16 protein-coding genes and 2 pseudogenes are annotated in these 18894 nt (G+C 54.0%); 8 read left to right on the forward strand and 10 right to left on the reverse strand.

The window, feature by feature from the left end; translation table 11 throughout:
- Positions 1 to 86: 86 nt before the first annotated feature.
- From ureC to ACR3EQ_RS11985, 5 genes are read right to left on the reverse strand one after another with little or no spacing between them, the layout of a single operon-like run.
- A complete protein-coding gene (ureC, locus tag ACR3EQ_RS11965) occupies positions 87 to 1847 on the reverse strand; it encodes an urease subunit alpha (RefSeq protein ID WP_170613840.1) in 1761 nt (586 codons plus the stop codon).
- A complete protein-coding gene (locus ACR3EQ_RS11970; RefSeq protein ID WP_170613842.1) occupies positions 1822 to 2154 on the reverse strand; it encodes an urease subunit beta in 333 nt (110 codons plus the stop codon). The genes ureC and ACR3EQ_RS11970 overlap by 26 nt, the downstream gene beginning before the upstream one ends.
- Entirely contained in the window at positions 2151 to 2312 is a 162-nt protein-coding gene (locus ACR3EQ_RS11975; protein ID WP_170613844.1) for a hypothetical protein, read from the reverse strand. The genes ACR3EQ_RS11970 and ACR3EQ_RS11975 overlap by 4 nt, the downstream gene beginning before the upstream one ends.
- 17 nt (positions 2313 to 2329) lie before the next feature.
- Positions 2330 to 2632: an urease subunit gamma gene (locus ACR3EQ_RS11980; RefSeq protein ID WP_170613846.1), complete on the reverse strand. Its 303-nt coding sequence runs from the start codon at positions 2630 to 2632 to the stop codon at positions 2330 to 2332.
- A gap of 1 nt (position 2633) precedes the next feature.
- Positions 2634 to 3371 carry an urease accessory protein UreD gene (locus tag ACR3EQ_RS11985; protein ID WP_480442320.1) on the reverse strand — a complete coding sequence of 246 codons (738 nt, stop codon included), beginning with the start codon at positions 3369 to 3371 and terminating at the stop codon, positions 2634 to 2636.
- Positions 3372 to 3670: 299 nt separating this feature from the next.
- Here ACR3EQ_RS11985 and ACR3EQ_RS11990 point away from each other — a divergent pair, with 299 nt between their 5' ends.
- Both ACR3EQ_RS11990 and ACR3EQ_RS11995 read left to right on the forward strand, forming a co-directional pair.
- The gene (locus ACR3EQ_RS11990; RefSeq protein WP_480490749.1) at positions 3671 to 3916 is read left to right on the forward strand and encodes a hypothetical protein; all 246 of its coding nucleotides are present in this window, start codon (positions 3671 to 3673) and stop codon (positions 3914 to 3916) included.
- 268 nt (positions 3917 to 4184) lie between these two features.
- Positions 4185 to 5966, forward strand: a complete 1782-nt coding sequence (locus tag ACR3EQ_RS11995; RefSeq protein ID WP_170817370.1) for a GMC family oxidoreductase N-terminal domain-containing protein — start codon at positions 4185 to 4187, stop codon at positions 5964 to 5966.
- Positions 5967 to 6024: 58 nt separating this feature from the next.
- Here ACR3EQ_RS11995 and ACR3EQ_RS12000 read toward each other — a convergent pair whose 3' ends face one another.
- The 5 genes and pseudogenes from ACR3EQ_RS12000 to ACR3EQ_RS12020 form a co-directional block, all read right to left on the reverse strand.
- On the reverse strand, positions 6025 to 6954 hold the full coding sequence (locus tag ACR3EQ_RS12000) for a hypothetical protein (RefSeq protein WP_170619879.1): 930 nt from the start codon (positions 6952 to 6954) through the stop codon (positions 6025 to 6027).
- 437 nt (positions 6955 to 7391) lie between these two features.
- Positions 7392 to 9017: a tetratricopeptide repeat protein gene (locus ACR3EQ_RS12005; protein ID WP_170615129.1), complete on the reverse strand. Its 1626-nt coding sequence runs from the start codon at positions 9015 to 9017 to the stop codon at positions 7392 to 7394.
- Positions 9018 to 9202: 185 nt separating this feature from the next.
- Positions 9203 to 9415, reverse strand: a pseudogene (locus ACR3EQ_RS12010) (IS3 family transposase); the annotation flags it as partial.
- 195 nt (positions 9416 to 9610) lie between these two features.
- A pseudogene (locus ACR3EQ_RS12015) lies at positions 9611 to 9967 on the reverse strand (IS5 family transposase); the annotation flags it as partial.
- A gap of 299 nt (positions 9968 to 10266) precedes the next feature.
- Entirely contained in the window at positions 10267 to 11208 is a 942-nt protein-coding gene (locus tag ACR3EQ_RS12020; protein ID WP_170613859.1) for a pirin family protein, read from the reverse strand.
- 792 nt (positions 11209 to 12000) lie between these two features.
- Between ACR3EQ_RS12020 and ACR3EQ_RS12025 the strand changes: the two genes are divergently transcribed.
- The 6 genes from ACR3EQ_RS12025 (at position 12001) to ACR3EQ_RS12050 (ending at position 18869) form a co-directional block, all read left to right on the forward strand.
- Positions 12001 to 13419 (forward strand): circularly permuted type 2 ATP-grasp protein, encoded by a 1419-nt coding sequence (locus ACR3EQ_RS12025; RefSeq protein ID WP_170613860.1) that lies wholly within the window; start codon positions 12001 to 12003, stop codon positions 13417 to 13419.
- A gap of 2 nt (positions 13420 to 13421) precedes the next feature.
- Positions 13422 to 14363, forward strand: coding sequence for an alpha-E domain-containing protein (locus ACR3EQ_RS12030; RefSeq protein WP_480490752.1), 942 nt, complete (start codon positions 13422 to 13424; stop codon positions 14361 to 14363).
- A gap of 3 nt (positions 14364 to 14366) precedes the next feature.
- Positions 14367 to 15164: a transglutaminase-like domain-containing protein gene (locus ACR3EQ_RS12035; RefSeq protein WP_170613862.1), complete on the forward strand. Its 798-nt coding sequence runs from the start codon at positions 14367 to 14369 to the stop codon at positions 15162 to 15164.
- 11 nt (positions 15165 to 15175) lie between these two features.
- The gene (locus tag ACR3EQ_RS12040) at positions 15176 to 15925 is read left to right on the forward strand and encodes an Ntn hydrolase family protein (RefSeq protein ID WP_170613863.1); all 750 of its coding nucleotides are present in this window, start codon (positions 15176 to 15178) and stop codon (positions 15923 to 15925) included.
- Between the two features lie 176 nt (positions 15926 to 16101).
- Complete coding sequence (locus ACR3EQ_RS12045; protein WP_480442433.1) at positions 16102 to 16755, forward strand: hypothetical protein; 654 nt, start codon at positions 16102 to 16104, stop codon at positions 16753 to 16755.
- A gap of 536 nt (positions 16756 to 17291) precedes the next feature.
- Positions 17292 to 18869 carry an ABC transporter substrate-binding protein gene (locus tag ACR3EQ_RS12050; protein ID WP_480442278.1) on the forward strand — a complete coding sequence of 526 codons (1578 nt, stop codon included), beginning with the start codon at positions 17292 to 17294 and terminating at the stop codon, positions 18867 to 18869.
- Positions 18870 to 18894: the final 25 nt, after the last annotated feature.

Raw genomic sequence — 18894 nt, forward strand, 5'->3', positions numbered from 1 at the left:
TTTAATATTTGTCATAGTGGCCTCATTTAGAAGAGCGTGTTTGGTCATTTCAGCCTTGCGCGGGCCGCAACTCAGCACATTTTTGATCAGAACAAAAAGTATCGTTGCGCCATTGGCAGGACTTCGGCGGGTTGGCAGGTCAGCAACTCGCCATCCGCCCGGACTTCGTAGGTTTCCGGATCAACTTCGACTTGCGGCGTCGCGTTGTTCAGCAGAAGATCCTGCTTGCCGATCTCACGCGTGTTTTGGACGGCGACGGTCTGTTTTGCCAATCCCAGTGCATCACCGATCCCGTCCGCATAGGCGGCTTGCGAGACAAATGTGATCGCCGAGTTTTCTACCGACCGACCATATGCGCCAAACATGGGGCGGCTATAGACAGGCTGCGGAGTGGGGATAGACGCGTTGGGATCGCCCATCTGCGCACACGCAATCGTGCCGCCCAGCAGAACCATCTCGGGCTTCACTCCGAAAAAGGCAGGGTTCCATAGGACTAAGTCGGCGCGCTTGCCTTCTTCGATGCTACCAATCTCATGGCTGAGGCCGTGGGCAATGGCTGGGTTGATGGTGTATTTCGCGATGTAGCGGCGGACGCGAAAGTTGTCGTTCTCACCGGTTTCTTCGGGTAGACGACCGCGCTGTTTCTTCATCTTATCGGCGGTTTGCCAAGTGCGGATCAATACCTCTCCGACCCGACCCATGGCCTGGCTGTCAGACGCGATGATCGAGAACGCGCCCATGTCGTGCAGGATATCTTCGGCTGCGATGGTCTCGCGCCGGATGCGGCTTTCGGCAAAGGCCACGTCCTCGGGGATGGACTTGTCGAGGTGATGACAGACCATCAGCATGTCCAGATGCTCTTCGACCGTATTCACTGTGAAGGGTCGCGTCGGGTTGGTCGAGGACGGCAGCACGTGGTTCTCGCCGCAGATCTTGATGATGTCCGGGGCGTGTCCACCGCCTGCGCCTTCAGTGTGGAAGGCGTGAATCGTACGACCTTTTATGGCCGCCAAGGTGTTTTCCACAAAGCCTGATTCATTCAGCGTGTCAGTGTGGATCATCACCTGCACGTCCATTGCATCGGCTGTCGACAGGCAGCAGTCGATGGCGGCGGGGGTTGTTCCCCAGTCTTCGTGCAGTTTCAGGGCACACGCTCCGGCTTTGACCTGTTCCTCCAGTCCAGCGGGTAGAGAGGCATTGCCCTTACCTGCAAAGGCTAGATTCATTGGAAACGCATCAGCGGCCTGCAACATCCGCCCGATATGCCAAGGTCCAGGGGTGCATGTGGTCGCCAGCGTACCATGCGCAGGCCCTGTGCCGCCGCCCAGCATTGTGGTCAGGCCGGAATGCAGCGCGTCCTCGATTTGTTGCGGGCAAATAAAGTGGATATGGCTGTCGAACCCGCCCGCCGTCAGGATGCGACCCTCTCCTGCAATTGCCTCAGTACCAGGGCCTATGATGATGTCCACGCCAGGTTGCGTATCGGGGTTGCCGGCTTTCCCAATCTTGGCGATACGCCCGCCCGTCAACCCAACGTCCGCTTTGTAGATACCGGAATAATCGACGATCAGTGCGTTGGTGATCACCGTATCCACGGCCCCTTCAGCGCGGGTGGCCTGAGATTGCCCCATCCCGTCGCGAATGACTTTGCCACCACCGAACTTGACCTCTTCCCCATAGACATCTTCGCGGTGCCCGGTTTCGCTGAAACGCGCAGCCGTTGCGCGCTCAACGATCAGGTCCTTCTCAACCTCGATGATCAGTTCGGTATCTGCCAATCGTACTTTGTCACCGACCGTGGGGCCGAACATTGACGCATAGTCACTTCGGCTGATCTTGCCCGGCATCTTTCAGAGCCCCCATGATATGCATATTGAAACCGTAGATGTGCCGGCGCCCGTCAACTGGCACCAGTATGACTTCGCGAGTCTGGCCCGGCTCAAATCTCACAGCCGTGCCTGCCGGGATGTCCAACCGCATCCCCAAGGCCGCGTAGCGATCAAAATCCAAGGCAGAGTTGGCTTCGGCAAAATGGTAATGGCTGCCGACCTGCACCGGTCGATCACCGGTATTGGCGACAACAACAAGACGACTGCTGCGTCCTGCGTTGAGTGTCAGTGAACCCTCGGCAGGTATGATCTCACCCGGGATCATTTAGGCAGATTCAATATGACCGTGATGGCGATGACCGCGATCAATGCCAGCCCAGCTGCGAGCAGGGCGAAATCACTGCCATGGGCATGAATATGGGTATCCGTATGGGCCAAAGCAGGACCAGCCAAAATAAAAGCGGGAAACAACATTCGGTTCATTTGGAACTCCTTGGAAATTAGCGGATTGGGTTGTGAACAGTGACAAGCTTAGTGCCGTCTGGGAAAGTAGCTTCGACCTGCACCTCGTGGATCATCTCGGGCACGCCTTGCATGCATTGGTCGCGGGTGATCACTTCGGCGCCGGCTTGCATCATATCGGCGACTGAACAGCCATCGCGTGCGCCTTCGACCACGGCGTCGGTAATCAGGGCAATGGCCTCGGGGTGGTTCAACTTGACACCGCGGGCCAGCCGTTTGCGGGCGACCTCAGCAGCCATGGCAACCAGTAGTTTGTCTTTTTCACGAGGGGTCAGGTTCATCTCAGAGAATCCAGCAACGGGGTAATGTGTCTTTGTTCAGCCTGCGCAGAACCGGGACCAGAGTGCGGCGAAGGGCCAAGCTGTTGTGGGCTAGAACACGGATAGCCAGCAGGTCATTTTGGAGTAGTGTTGCACCTGCGTCGTCGGGCAGCATTCCGCGAATAGAATCCAAATGACCTTCGGCAGCCTCCGATGCAAAGACGATCAGTGCCATCGCCCCTGCGCCGTTTGCAATATGCGGCTTGGATAGGTGAGAGTGCCAATTACCGGAGAACCGCATCGCATCCAGGAACACCAGCTTTCCTTCGTGTCGTATCTCGATCCGATCGCTTAAGCGGATATCGGTCAACGTCTCGCCCATGGCGGCGCGCCCAAAGACCAGCGGCTCTACCATCAAAACCTCGGCACCCGGTTGCTTGTCGATCTTCAGGCGTCGTTCCAAAGCACTGCCGTTGAACAAAATGCTCTCTTGCGGCAACCAATTCAGGCGGGCTCCTGCTTCAACTGTCAGGTGATTGATAACCTGGGCACGTTCTTCAGGTTGGGCCTTGTAGGCACGCTCGCAGGCTTGTGTCGTCAGTGTCAGCGCGGTGCCTTCTGCTGCCTTGCCTGATAACCGGAATGAATCGCCGCCTGTCACACCACCTGCAGTGTTCAGAAGAACCGCATCAAGATCAGGCGTCGGTGTTCTGGGAAACAGACATTTCAAAGACCCGGACTGGCGAAACTTGTCTAGCACGGTCCTTTGGCCCAATTGCTTGGTGCTCAAGTAGACGGTGCCTGCAGCACGGGGCGGCAGCGCATTGTACGTCGGCAATATGGCAGCAGCTTGGGTAATCGGGCACCTTTAAAGCGTCGTTTTGGTGCCACTTGTTTCTCTATTGTAGGGTCGGAACGCTAATCTGCAGCGTCTCAAACTGCCTATTTCCATATCGTGTGGCTAAATATTAGACAGAGACGTCAGTCCTAGATGAAAAAACAGGCACACCTTGCCGACTTTCTAATTTGGGTCAAAGGTAAGTTGCCAAACTTGCTGCGATGCAGAACCGGCGCAGGAGCGACCTTCCTGGCGGTAAGCAGCAACAGCTGGCCATCGCGCGAGCGCTGATCACGAGGCTGCGACTGCTGCTGAATGAGCCAACCGAAGGCATTCAGCCGAAGTTAGTCCAGCAGATTGGCGAAGTGATCTGGCACCCTAGAACGACGAGTGGAACAGAAATTATCGTAGTCGAGCAGTATTTCGACTTCAAGTATGACCTTGCTAAAAAGATTGTCGTGTTGTGACGTGGAGAAGTCATGGTCAAAGGCATACGATGCTCCTTGGCTGGCAGTTTTCAAACAGGAGCTGCATTCCTTGCCACGCGGAGGCAACGACGTTCAAGTCGACAGCTTTGCCCATTTTCTGAACTGGTCCAAGGGACAGGGACTCTACCGGGCTCTGGGTCGAGATCACCAGATCAACATCGAACTCCGGGAGCGCAATCGCGAGAGGTTCAAATGACGGTAGAGTCCCGGAGTAAAGCTTGAAGACGCATCGAACTGTGTTTCAAAGGTGGTCACCTATATCGATCCCGCGAGCGGTCCAAATGACTGCTCGCAACCGCTAACCAGTCTTTTGACTATTGCCCCGAATGACCGCTCTGAGCCCAAAGCGGACATACCCAACCTCCGCAAAATGTATTGCTTGATAAAGGGCAGACTGTCCGCCACTCTTTCCAGATTGGTAGTTTGGGGTTTTGTCATGACGGATAGTTTTGACGTTATTATCGTTGGCGCCGGAAGTGCTGGATGCGTCCTCGCCGCTCGTTTGACCGAAGATGTGAAGCGTTCCGTTTTGTTATTAGAGGCCGGTGGATCGAACGACGACCCCCGGGTTTCCACACCCGCAAAATTTGGCGCTCTCACTAATACACGTTTCGATTGGGCCTTTCGGACAACTCCGCAGGGCGAACTTTCGGGACGCCAGATCGCCTATCCGCGCGGTCGATGTATCGGCGGCACTGGTTCGATAAACTACATGATATACCTGCGCGGGCATCCGGCAGACTACAACACGTGGTCCCAAATGGGCGCAACGGGCTGGGGATGGGACGGTGTGCTGCCCTATTTCAAGAAGGCTGAGAATTGGGAAGTCGATGGAGATCCGTCGATCCATGGGGACGGCGGCCCGCTGACTGTGACTAAGCCAGGCGAGCGGTCGCCCTTAACCGAGACATTTATAGAAGCCTGCCAGCAGGCCGGGATTCCATTTAATGGCGATCTGAATGGCATGGAACTGGACGGCTGTGGTTATTTCCCCGCGACCTTGCAAGAGAACAGGCGGGGCAGCACCGCGCAGACATACCTCTCCGCGGCGATGGGGCGTCCCAACTTGACCGTTGTGACCGGTGCGACGGTTATGTCGTTGCAATTTAAGGGCAGTTCTGTGACCGGTGTGAATTATCTTGCCAAGGGAGAACTGAACCATGCAACTGCACAGGAAACGGTCTTGGCGGCGGGGGCCGTAGGCTCACCTCAGATATTGCAACTTTCAGGAGTTGGCCCTGCAGACCTTTTGAACGATGTCGGAGTCCGGGTAAAGCATGACCTGCCCGGCGTGGGTGAAAATCTGCAGGATCACTTCCATTACCGCGCCCGTTGGGAAATCGATCAGCCTTTGACCTTCTATGGCCGAAGCGCAGAGCAAGCGGCAGAGGTTGAGCGCCTCTACTCGGAGGAGTCGCGCGGTCCCCTGACAACGAACCACTTTGAGTCTGGTGCGTTTCTGAGATCCGGGCCCCATGTCGATATTCCCGACATAGAACTGCTTATGATCCCATATTTCATAAGCTTGGGAGCCCCGGAGTATCGCCCACCGGATCGCCACGGTTTCACAATCTCTGGTTTTCCGACCCGTCCTTGGAGTCGAGGGCGTGTGACTATTGCATCAAACGACCCATTGGATCGGCCCATTATCGATCCTGGATATCTAAGCGACCCGGCGGATGTCGATCTGATGCGCTCGATCATCAAGGAAGCGCGGAAGATTGTATCACAGGAAGCCTTTTCGAAGCTTAATCCGGTTGAGATATCTCCGGGGGCGGACGCCCAGAGCGACGAAGAACTTCTTGCGGACATTCGTGAGATTTCGTCGACGTCCTTTCATCCCGTTGGCAGTTGCAGGATGGGGCAAAGCGATGATTGCGTCGTAGCTCCTGACTTGAAAGTGCACGGGCTTGAAGGGTTGAGCGTTGCCGATGCGTCTGTGATGCCGCAAATGAACACCGGACACCCCAACGCGCCGGTGATTATGATTGCTGAAAAAGCTGCCGACATGATCGCTGGGCGCGTTTGAGTGAAATAATTGCTAAGCATCAGACAACCGATTTTTTGTGACAGGATCAGGCCCCGACCTAGAACCGCAGACCGAAGCCTATCGAAAAACCGGAAAATCCTTCGGCAACTACACCGTTTAACATTACACGTCCCGCTTGAACGGCTGGCAGACCGGTCAGGCGAGTATCAATCTCAAGTCCTACGCCAGCTGTGGCCAGCCAATCGGTGCCAAGAACGGTTGCACTGTCGCCGTGATACAGCACAACACCAGCATCCAGAACGAGTTGTGTTGGGAGTTCGAAGAGATTGACGTTTTCCAGCGGATAGCGATGACGTGAGAACAGGGTTGTTTGGTTTGAACTCGCACTTGCGTTCCCAGCCTCAGGCTCGTTGATCGGGTTAAAATCCAAGAATGTTTGACGGATACGATATTCCCCCTGCCACGATCCAAATTGCGCCTCTCGGAAGATACCAAGCGAAGCACCAACCCCGAATGCGTTTAAGTCTCCGTCGATCAAATCGTTGGAGCTAGATGCCGAACGCAGCAATGGAAAGCCGCCAAGAAAAGCATCCGCAGTCACTTGGCCAAGTGAAAGATGTCCGACCGGACGAACTTTCCACTCGTTTACCAATGGAAATTCCCAACCGATGCCGACCGTTGCTGCCACGCTTGACCAAGTTACATCCAACTCAGTGCCGGGGGCGATCTCTGGAAAGAAGAGTACCGGGTTATATTTTTGATAGGCAACAAGACCCTCTACATACAGCCCGTTTTCAAGTGGCTTGTAACCTCCTCGCAGTTGCGTCGAGCGTAGACTCTTGGCACCTCCGGAAGCATCAAGAAAAGAAAACGAGGATAGAGTCTCGTTTGGGGTGGCGGCGATACTCAAGACGGACAAAGCCGCTCGCGCTGCAGCCTCAGAGGCATCAGGGTCCACGCTTTGAGCATTGGATGGACTAGTTGAACTTGCAGTTGAAAACACCGCGAAAGCAAGAAATCGTCTCAATGTACAGGCTCATTTGTCGGATAAAATGGAAGACTTAGCGATGTCCCTTAAGCTTAGCATTGCCGGGATAAGAATGCCCCGCCTTTTGCCATATTTGTTTTGCTGTTAGGCAATTTGGTCTCGATTGTGAGGGTCTCGCCCCCAACTGCTTCCTTAACCGCCTAAGAGGGGACCTAAATTGGGGAATACCAGTCAGCAATGTGAATTGAACCCGTCGCCGCAATGTCCGCTCCGCATTGATAACCCGTATCCAACAAAAAGTGGCAGGTGACAGCTTCGAGCCCAAAGCGACCCTGAAAAATGACGCAACTCGTCGCCCGCGGTGAATGTAGATAGCGAGCTTTAGGTTGGGTCGTGGTAGAATATCGAAAGGCGAGAACGTCTTACATATCTGCCATTCGATTATTAGCCTACGCTCTAGTAACCCATCTAAGCCTCTATGCTTGGATCGGTTCACCTGGCAACCCTATAGCCTCTCTGATGGGGTCAGGCAGATGAAGATTTTGTGCGAGGATATCCGCTTTTTCTGACAGCGCTTCCGCACGTTCTGCAGCAGTTTCTGCTTTGGGGTGCATTCCGGACTTCCTGAGTATCCACGCCTTCACTAACCAAAAGTGTCTGCAGTAGGGGCGCATTTCAGTAGCGTCTGAAATTGCTTCGATCGCGAGTTGCTTATCACCTGCCATCATGTGGGCAATCGAAAGGGGATAAAGCCGGTACGGAAGAAACGGATCCTCGGTGGAACGACTCACGGCCTTCGCTAAACTTTTCCGAGCAGCTTCCCAGTTGCCGGCAATAACTTCGGTGTAACCGCTCGCCTCCATACCCAAAACGTAGCTGGGATTCAGTCTGAAAATCCTATCAATGTCCTTCCGGGCGCCATGCAGATCACCCGCGAGGCGCGCGCGCACCTGCGCCCGCGTATACCAGCAGTAGTCAGAGCGAGGCGCAGCCTGAACGGCCTTGTTCGATGACTCTATGATCCGCATTCGCAAATCAGGATCAGCCTCGCGATAGCATGCTTCTAAGGGGTACAATTTGGCTTCACACCACATTGCAAGCCCGGACCCGTTCTCGGGATCAAGTCGAAGCGCTCGCTCCAGCAATTTACCCGCATGCCTATAGTCCTCGACGGTGGCACGGTAAAACAGCATTGCCGCTCGGGATCTCAACTCACTTGGGCTCAATTGATCGTCTGGAATGTCATTAAGACGGTCACCGTCAAACGCATTGATCTGCAGACGTAAATCGTCTGACAGCTGTTCTGCAGCCCGGTCGCTTAGTTCAAACAAATCCTTTGAATCTCCGTTTAGGAAGCGCGACCAGGTTACCTGTCCATCTCCCAACCGAGTAAGGCTGGACGATATCCTTGCTTCAGTCTCCCGGCAGCGCAACCTGCACCTCAGGCTGTAGGTTGCTTTGGTCTCGGATGTTGAATCTGTTGCAATTACACGCACACCTGTGCGGCGCGAAAGACTGTGAACCAACTGCTCCTGCAGGTCAGCGCAAACCTCAAGAGTCTCTCTCGTTTCGGGAGCACTTGTGACCGGCTCGACCGCAATGGAAGGCAATTCGGTTAGTTCAATTTCACGCTGCGTGGCGGGCCGCCATTGAAACCCATTCACCGGATTAGCAAGATTCTTCAAATCGAACGTGCCCGCATCGCTGAAACCCGCCGAGAACTTATCGTCCAACTGCCGCTTAAGGTCTTCGGAGATCATCACACCACCGGGTGGCGCTTCGGTTTGCAGGCGGGCGGTGATATTTATACCGGCGCCATAAATGTCGGCCTCGTCTTGAACGATCTCACCGAGATGCGCTGCCATCCTCAGCCTGATTTTCTTATGGTCGACCAATCCCAATTGCACAAATTGAGCGGTTTCGATTGCCGCTGATACTGAAGGAAAGGCAATAATCCATCCATCGCCCATACGCTTCAGTATTTCGCCGCCTCTTTGTACGGCCTCTGGTTCCAGTAGTTTATCCCGAAGTTCGTGGACCAGCTCGATTGCGAGCGACTGATCCGCCTCCATTGCGGACGTATAGCCGACCAGGTCGGCCATCAAGATTACGGCCAGGCGAGCTTTCATAAAGCAAGGTTAAGACAACGCTCAGGTATTGTCATCTTTTGAAGCGGGCGAAGCGGCTTCTGGGCATCACCAAAGCAATGCAATGAATGGCGGCTTCGTCCGCAAAGCAGCCTTTCAACTGACTCAAGTTAAGGTCTGCTTTGTCGTCTTGCCCCGTTTCAGTGGACGGTTTGAAAGGACACGGTTGACCGATCTTCGAAATCAGCTGGACTTACGTTGCCAAGATATCCATGGCGACGCTTTCGATTGTAGAACACTTCAATATACTCGAACAGGTCGGCACGTGCTTCATCTCTGGTGCGGTAACGTACGCGGTTTTCACGTTCGCGTTTGAGAGCGCCGAAGAAGCTTTCGAGGACGGCGTTGTCAAGAGCTTTAGTCTCAGATCGAAAAACCTTTTTCGGTCCTTGGCCGTTAGATCCGGGAACAGCTCCCTCTCACTGACTTGGCAGGCGACAAACAGACGTGTTTGCCTTTCAGTGAAATCTAAATCATTGATTTTGAGACAATTGAGTTATCTCGGTCATAGCAAAGTTGCCATTGACGAAACAAAGAACTTCCTTAGCGTAGTCGCTGACCTGACCGGCGGTGACGAACAGGTTGAGCGGTCGGCCTTGGCTGTCGCAGATGGCGTGCAGCTTGGTGTTCATGCCGCCTTTGGTGCGACCAATCAGGCGTCCACGCCCCCCCTCTTTCACGCCCAAGCTGGTCGCGGTTCTGTGCGCCTTGAGGTAAGTCGCGCCAATCATCACGGTCGTCTTTTCGCCGTGCTCAGCAGCAAGACTCACCATCATCCAGGCGAAGACGCCTTTGTCGCTCCATCGCTTCCAGCGGTTGTATAGCGTCTTGTGCGGGCCGTAGGCGGAGGGGGCGTCGCGCCACCGCAACCCATTGCGATTGATGAAGATAATGCCGATCAACACGTGCCATCTGCGCATCCGTCAGCCAGAAATGATCAGGCACATTCACAGCTCGGTTTTCGAACCGTGAACCACGCCGTTCCGAGGAAATCAATGGGTCCTGACCATAACATGACATTTGTCTTGCTATAAGAATTTTAAGCAAGAAATGCGTCCCAATTGGTACCGACGGCGTTTTGTATTTGATCTATCATTTTGGGTGCTCACAAGATGATGCTCTTGGTTGAAAGACCTCAACGCCCTTCAAATTCCCTTTGAGCTTCCGATAGAAACGATCAGAGTTCTTTTGCTTGATGGATTAACTACTTTTTTGGCAACGTGATGAACTCTTGGTCATCACCAGGCGGCAAGTGGAACCGTTGGTTGCTATCCCACGCCTCGGCCCTCCAAGCCTCCTTTGCTTCTTCGATACGCTCCTTGGAGGAAGCCACGAAGTTCCACCAGATATGACGGGGCCCCTCAAGAGTCTCACCGCCCAGCAACATCACTCGTGCGCCTCTTTCACCAGCTTTCATCGAAATGGGATCACCAGGGCGGAAAACCATCATCTGACTTGCCTCGAAGGTATCCCCGGCGACCGTAACCGAACCCTCGACGACGTACACGCCGCGATCCTCGTGATCATCAGGTAGTGGAATGCTGGCACCCGGTTGCAATATCGCATCGGCGTAAAACATCTCTGAGGCCGTCTCAACGGGCGCTCGTTCTCCGTATGCATTTCCAAGTATCAGGCGTACCTCTTTGCCTTCGCCTTCCATGAACGGCAGAGCATCTGCGGGTGCATGTTGGAACATTGGATCACGGTCTTCATGATCCTTTGGGAGGGCAACCCAAGTCTGAATACCGAAGAACGGCATTGGGTCTACTTGGGTTTCGTCGTCGGTTCTTTCTGAGTGCGTGATGCCATGTCCTGCGACCATCCAGTTGACTGCGCCCGGTTCGATCCAAGAGTCCGTCCCAAGGCTATCCCGGTGGTGCATACGACCACGATAGAGGTAGCTTATTGTAGCTAAGCCGATATGAGGGTGAGGGCGTACGTCCATGCCTTTTGTCGGCAAGAACTCCGCGGGTCCCATTTGATCGAAAAAGATAAAGCTTCCAACCATTTGGCGCTTTGGAGCGGGCAGGGCGCGGCGTACCTCGAAACCTCCCAGATCGCGGGCACGTGGGATGATGATGGTATCTATGGCATCCACGGCGTCACCTGCGGGGCAATGGGGATCTAGCGCAGGGTTCCAAGACATGGCGGTGTTTTCTCCTTTGGCTCTGCCGATAATATGGCGCATGGGAGTTTGAAGTGAACCCCAAGGGGCGCTCAGGGTTCGTGCGGGGTTACACACCTTTTCACTTAAACCAAACGATTTGCATTTAGGGGTAAAAATCTGAGCGGGATATGAATACGTGATCCTTCTCACTATCCCCCGTTACCCTCTTGGATCACTCGGGAAAAACCTGCAAGGTACCCACGGGATACTCGGGAAGGCCGTGCGTCGCCTTGGCAACCGCTGATCTGAGGGCATTTGATTGGCCCTAAATAACCTTCCGAATAAAACTCTTAGTGTATCGTCGACCTGTTCAGGCGACAGTAGAGTCTCGGAGTAAAGCTTGAAGACGCATCGATCTGTACTGCAAAGGTGGTGACCTTTATTTTTCCCGGGAGAGGTCCAAATGACTGTTCGCATCCGCAAACCAGTCTTTTGACTAGAGCTGTCGGATGACTGCGTCGATCCCCTTCTCCCGGACGCTGCGTGGTGCACGAATGTCTGCTCTAGAGGTGGTGCATAGGTAGCCGTATTGCACCCAGTTAGATCAAAAATCCCACTGGAATCCTGCCTCTTGGTCCGTCACGTCCCAAATCTTCTGACAACGGACACATTGAATGTGACTTCAACTGGAAACACAAAAAACGCCATATTGTTAAGATCATCACACTATCCATATCCAGTTAGCCTGAAAATTAGACGCTCCTTCCAAAGGCAGCTTCCAACCAAGCCTGAATGACTTGAAAAATCTGATCTATGCGTAAAACTTAAAGCATGAGTGAGTATTTTGATGAAATGTTCAACGGCGATGGATCACTCAGAGGTCCATACCAAGAGATCGGCCGCTGGTTCAATGCTGAAGACGTATCGCGACTGAGGGCGAAACAGCGCGAAGCCGAAGAAGTCTTTAGGCTAACGGGCATCACTTTTAACGTTTATGGAAAAGCCGAGGCTGAGGAACGCCTAATCCCATTTGATATCGTACCGCGTGTAATTTCAGCACGAGAATGGCAGCGGCTGGAACGCGGTATTGAACAACGGGTTCGGGCAATCAACGCATTTCTCCACGATATCTATCACCGCCAAGAAATCGTGCGTGCCGGACGCGTGCCCGCTGTGATGATTGCCGGGAACGAAGCGTTCCTGCCGCAGATGCTTGGCGTCTCGCCCCCTGGTCAGGTCTATACACACATTGTTGGAGTCGATCTGGTGCGAACCGGACCGGACGAGTTTTTCGTTCTGGAGGACAACGCCCGTACGCCATCCGGGGTTAGCTATATGCTGGAGAACCGGGAAACGATGCTAAAGATGTTCCCCGAGCTCTTCAGCGCGACTAATGTTCGGAATGTTTCGGATTACCCTCGCAATCTGAGACGATCTCTTGCTGCCTGCGCGCCGGCTTGCGCCGACGGGGAACCAAGCGTCGCGGTATTGACCCCGGGCATCTATAATTCAGCCTATTACGAACATGCGTTTCTTGCTGATCAGATGGCTGTGGAATTGGTCGAAGGCCACGACCTACGCGTTGTCGATGGGCGCGTCTGCATGCGCACCACCAGGGGCTATAAGCCCATCGACGTACTTTACCGCCGGGTAGATGACGAATTTCTGGACCCCCTGAATTTCAACCCCGATAGCGCCTTGGGCGTTCCGGGCATCCTGGACGTTTACCGCGCAGGAGGCATCACGATCGCCAACGCGCCAGGGACCGGTATTGCCGACGATAAGGCGATCTATTCCTACATGCCTGAAATCGTTGAATTCTACACGGGTGAGAAGCCCTTGCTGCAAAACGTCCCGACCTGGCGCTGCAGTGATCCCGTCTCTCTCTCCTACGTGCTGGACAACTTGTCCGATCTTGTCGTGAAAGAAGTACACGGGTCTGGCGGCTACGGAATGTTGATCGGACCGACCGCCAGCAAGAAAGAGATTTCGGTGTTCCGCGACAAGCTCAAATCGCGGCCCGGGAACTACATTGCTCAGCCGACTCTTTCGCTTTCGACGGTTCCGATCTTTGCTCGCTCGGGACTTGCGCCCAGACATGTTGACCTAAGGCCGTTCGTCTTGGTATCGCCCGAAGGGATCAAGATCACACCCGGCGGTTTGACCCGTGTGGCGCTTAAGAAGGGATCTCTCGTCGTGAACTCAAGCCAAGGTGGCGGGACCAAAGACACCTGGGTTCTGGAGGACTGACCATGCTGGGAAAAACTGCTGGCGGGTTGTTCTGGATGTCCCGGTATCTTGAGCGAGCGGAAAATACGGCGAGGCTGCTTGAAACAGGTCAGAGAATGGCGTTGACCCGTACAAAGAATTCTGCCGAGGAATGGGGTTCGGTTCTGAAAACGGCCGGGGTTCTGGATGGATACCACGCCAAATACGATGAGATTTCAAAAGACAATGCGGTCGATTGGGTGCTACGCGACGCTGATAACCCATCCTCGATCAAGTCGGTCATCAAGCAAGCCCGAGACAACGCGCGCCTTGTTCGGACCGCGCTGACCCACGATGTTTGGAGTGCGGTGAACTCCACCTGGATGCAGATCGATGAGGCGATGAAGCGGCGCGTGAATGAGAGGGATTTGCCAGCGACGTTGGAACTCATTCGCCAACAGGCGGCTCTGGTCCGTGGTGCCACATTGGGGACTATGCTGCGCAACGACATTTTCGATTTCACCCGCATCGGGACGTTTGTCGAAAGGGCCGACAATACCGGGCGCATTTTGGACGTGAAGTACTACGTTCTTCTGCCCACAGCCTTCTCGGTCGGCTCGTCGCTAGACAACATCCAATGGGAAAGCATCCTACGTTCTGTCGGCGCTGGTGGTGGGTATCGAATGACCCATGGTGAGAAAACCCGGCCGTCTGATATTGCCCAATTTTTGATCCTGGATCAGCGAATGCCGCGCAGCCTTCACTTTTGCTGCAGAAAAATTCAAGAGAACCTGTCTTACCTACAGAAAGACTACGGCTTTGCCGGGCCTTCGTGCGAGGCATCAAATGCTCTCTACGAGAAATACCTGGATCAGAAAATTTCCGATATCTTTGAATTCGGTCTGCATGAGTACATTCAGGATTTTCTGACCGATCTCGGCAACTTAAGCCGTCAGATCGAGATTGATTATAGGTTCTACGAGTAGCCAATGAAACTGCACATTCGGCACGAGACACGATACGATTTCGACGCGCCGGTTCCTTTCGGACTGCAACAGCTGCGAAAAACACCAAAGTCATTTCGAAATCAGAGCATTGTAAGTTGGAGTACCCAGATCACCGGCGGGCGCAAAGAGCTTACATTTGAAGACTATCACCGCAACACGGTGGAATTGATCAGTTTCGAAGCAAACACTCAAAGCATCTCGTTGATCTCCGAAGGCGTTGTTGAAGTGAAAGACACGCACGGTGTTCTGGGGCGTCACGAAGGGTCGACGCCCTTGTGGCTGTTCAAAAGAAGCACTCCGCAGACATCGCCAGGGAAAGGAGTTGCAGAGCTGATAATCGCGTTGCCCAACAGCGATCCCCTGAAGCAGATGCATGCTCTGTCCGAAAAAATTCGAGCTCAGGTCTCGTACGAAATTGGAAGTTCGCACCCGGGCTGGAGCGCAGAAGATGCCCTCAAGGCCGAGCGCGGTGTGTGTCAGGACCACGCGCACATCTTCATTACCTGCGCGCGACAGCTCGGAGTGCCAGCACGCTACGTTTCGGGCTACTTGATGATGAACGAAACAGAGCTGCAGGACGCGACCCATGCCTGGGCCGAAGTGCATTTGGACGGGCTTGGCTGGGTGGGGTTTGACGTTTCAAATGGGATTTCACCCGACGATCGATACGTACGCGTCGCAACCGGGCTGGACTATGCCCAAGCCGCACCGGTAATAGGGAATAGAATTGGGACAGCGGGCGAGCAATTGACAGTGCAGTTGCAAGTCGCACAGCAGTAACGGAGAATTTGATGACCTATGCTGTGGGCATGCGGCTGAATCGCGGGCTGGTGTTCATGTCTGATACGCGCACGAATGCAGGCGTGGACAATGTTTCGATCTTCAACAAGATGTTCAACTGGACAGTCGAAGGGGACCGGTCGATCACTATCCTAACGGCCGGAAACTTGGCCACTACGCAGGCCACGATAAGCCTTCTGGAAGAACGAACAAAAGCGCCGGCAGATCGTTCACCATCGATCTTAGAAGTACCGACAATGTTTCAAGTTGCGCAACTGGTCGCGTCTACGCTGAACGACGTCATCGAAGAGCATGCCCGGTCTGGTCAGCAAGCTGACAGCGCTTTTCACGCGACACTCATTGTTGGAGGCCAGATCAAGGGCGGCCCGTCTCGTCTGTTTTTGATCTACCCTGAAGGAAATTTTATCGAGGCCGGCGACGACACCCCGTTCTTTCAGATCGGTGAGACAAAGTATGGTCGCCCTATTCTTGTGCGAGCCTATGATCCGGTAATGAGTTTTCCGGAAACCGTAAAACTCTTGCTGGTCAGTTTTGACTCCACGATTAAGGCCAATCTGTCTGTCGGGGCTCCGCTTGACCTGCTTCTCTACGATGAAGACAGCCTTGATGGCGGTACGCGGTCAAGATTCGAATCCGACGACCAGTACTTTCGCATTGTTTCCGATGGATGGGGTGACGCGTTGAAATCGGCCTTGGCCAAACTTCCAGAATACAGATCCGGGCGAAAATCAAACGAGTGAGCGACCGCTTTGTCCGCTTAGCGGTCGCTCGCTGCAACTTGCTTGAACGTCTGCAATGCGGACAAAGCAGCCGTTTATTCCGTTATGGTATGTTGGAATTCCACCCTCTTGATGCCCATCAACGCCAGTTGAGAAAAGGCTTGATAAGCACAGCTTGAGACAAGGGTGGAGAGGCGATGTTACTCAATAGCAACATTTGGCCACTGACGTTTTTTGCACTGTTTCTGCTTTGCACGGGGTTGTCCGGGGGCTCTTACGCCGAGACAGGGCAGATAAAATACAAATCTGACCACTGGGAATTTGTACTACCGCCATCTATCAAACCAGTGAGCTTCTTGAAGAGCGGATTTGCGGCCAAAGAAGAGCTTGGCAGTCCGTATCATTCTATTCTGTTCCAAGTGCTGCAAGATGGCTCGCTACCGTATGATCACCCCACGCATGATGATCAGCAAAGAAAAGTATTCCTTCGCCAAATCCTTCCATACGTCGTTGCGGAGCGCAGTTCAGAAACCGCAGAGGAGCGGAACGACCGGGTTGTGAGTTCCAGCACCTCATCGCTTCCCAGCGGTTTCGTTCCAGCCGGTGAGATTTGCGGTGGGTTCCAATGGAAGTCTACAGACAAGGGAGTGCCCGGTCACATCGGCAAAACCTTTACCATGGAAGGTTACACTTTGATTTGTTTGGGATCGCGAACAAAATCGAAAACGGCAGAGTATGTCGAAATAGTGTTTAGTGAGCGCTACTGCCGTGAACTTGGTCATTCTCCGACAAAAGACTTTCAAAGAACCGCGCGCAGGATCCTGACGCAAGTGCGATATTTGCGAGACTGACACGACAAAACCGGTCGCCAAAACTGGTTCAAACGTCCGTTCCGGGGCTCGGTGCGGTCATTCGCTCTACATGGCGTGAACTGCCGCTTTGCGGGACTAATCTGCCGTTGGTGTGTTCTGCTCGAACCACCGCTTTGTGCACTTTGCAAACGCGGCGAAAACACCTCGGGAGGATTGCAAATCTGGCAGCGAGACTAGGGCAGTGTGGCAATCGCTTCTAAAACCGAACACTTATCAAGCCTCTGAGAAGCGCAATTCCCGTCAGCGCTATCTGGGTTTTCTTATCGGTACGGGAAGCTTGATTTTTGCGGTTTGTTTTCGTCTCGCCTAAGTAATAGACACTTGATGCGATGTTTTCTGGGAGAGTGGCTGTCCTCCTAAAGTCCCGGGTCGCTTACGTTTAGAAATTCAGCACCGAGTTGAACGATTGACATGCATTTGCGGTTGGTATGCTATCCACAACCATAACGTTCGCAGAAATTTGCGACACAGTATCGTGAATTCAATGCGGTTAAACGACTGCAATATGGGAGAAAATGATGAAAAAACCAATACTCGTACTGGCGCTGTTGATGACGACGACGTCTTTGGCCACTGCCGAAACCCTGCGTTGGGCGCGCTCGGGCGATGCGCTGACGCTTGATCCGCATTCGCAGAACGAAGGGCCCACCCATACCGTGCGCCACCAGATGTACGAACCTCTGATCATCCGCGACACATCTGGCGCGTTCGAGCCCGCATTGTCCACCGACTGGAACCCCAGCGAAAGCGATCCGAATGTCTGGGTGTTCAACCTGCGTCAGGGGGTGAAGTTCCATGACGGTGCCGATCTTACCGCAGAAGACGTGGTGTTCAGCATCAATCGCGCGAAACAGCCGAACTCGGACATGAAAGAACTGATCAACTCGATTGTCGAGGTGCGCGCGGTCGATGACCATACGGTCGAGATCGTGACCGACGGTCCGAACCCGATCCTGCCTGCAAACCTGACCGACCTGTTCATCATGGACAAAGGCTGGACCGAAGCGAACAACACGGTCGATGTTCAGGATTTTGAAGGCGGCGAGATCACCTTCGCGACTACTAACGTGAACGGCACTGGTCCTTACAAGCTGGTCAGCCGCGAACCCGACGTAAAGACCGTCATGCATCGAAACGAGGATTATTGGGGCCGCGATCAGTTCCCAATGGCAATCAGCGAGATTATCTACACGCCCATCCAGAATAACGCGACGCGCGTCGCGGCTATGCTGTCCGGCGAGGTGAATTTCCTTCAGGACATGCCGGTTCAGGACTTGGAACGGGTAAACGCTGCGGATGGCCTTGTAGTCAAACAGGCGCCGCAGAACCGGGTGATCTTTTTCGGGATGAACCAGGGCGCAAATGATATCGAAGCCGACAACGTCGATGGCAAGAACCCCCTTGCAGATGTGCGCGTACGTCAGGCGATGTCCAAGGCGATCAACCGCGATGCCATCAAGCAGGTGGTCATGCGCGGTCAGTCGCAACCCGCCGGGATGATTGCACCGCCCTTCGTGAACGGCTGGACGGCTGATATGGACGCCGAAAGCAGTACTGATGTTGAAGCAGCAAAAGCGCTTCTGGCTGAAGCGGGCTATCCTGATGGCTTCTCAATCCGTCTTGACTGCCCCAATGATCGATACATCAACGACGAAGGTATCTGCCAGGCGGCCGTCGGGATGCTTGGTCAAATTGGCATTACCGTGAATCTGGATGCCAAACCCAAGGCGCAACATTTCCCGCTGATCACCGATGGAAAGACCGACTTCTACATGCTGGGCTGGGGCGTTCCGACATACGACTCGGAATACATCTTCAACTTCCTGGTTCATGGCCGTGAAAGTGACATCGGTACCTGGAACGGCACTGGCTTTAATGATGATGAGCTTGACGCCAAGATCAAATCGCTTGCCTCAAACACAGACCTTGTTGCCCGCGACCAGGACATAGCCGACATTTGGCGTGTAGTGCAGGATGAGCAGCTGTACATCCCGATCCACCATCAGGTGCTGAACTGGGGCATGGCTGAAAATCTGGCCATCGAGGTCGATCCCGAGGATCAACCCATGGTGAAGCACTTCGGTCTGAACTAAGCTGAGCGGCGGGCCTCGGGATGCG

The sequence above is a fragment of the Ruegeria sp. AN11 genome (assembly GCF_056536005.1).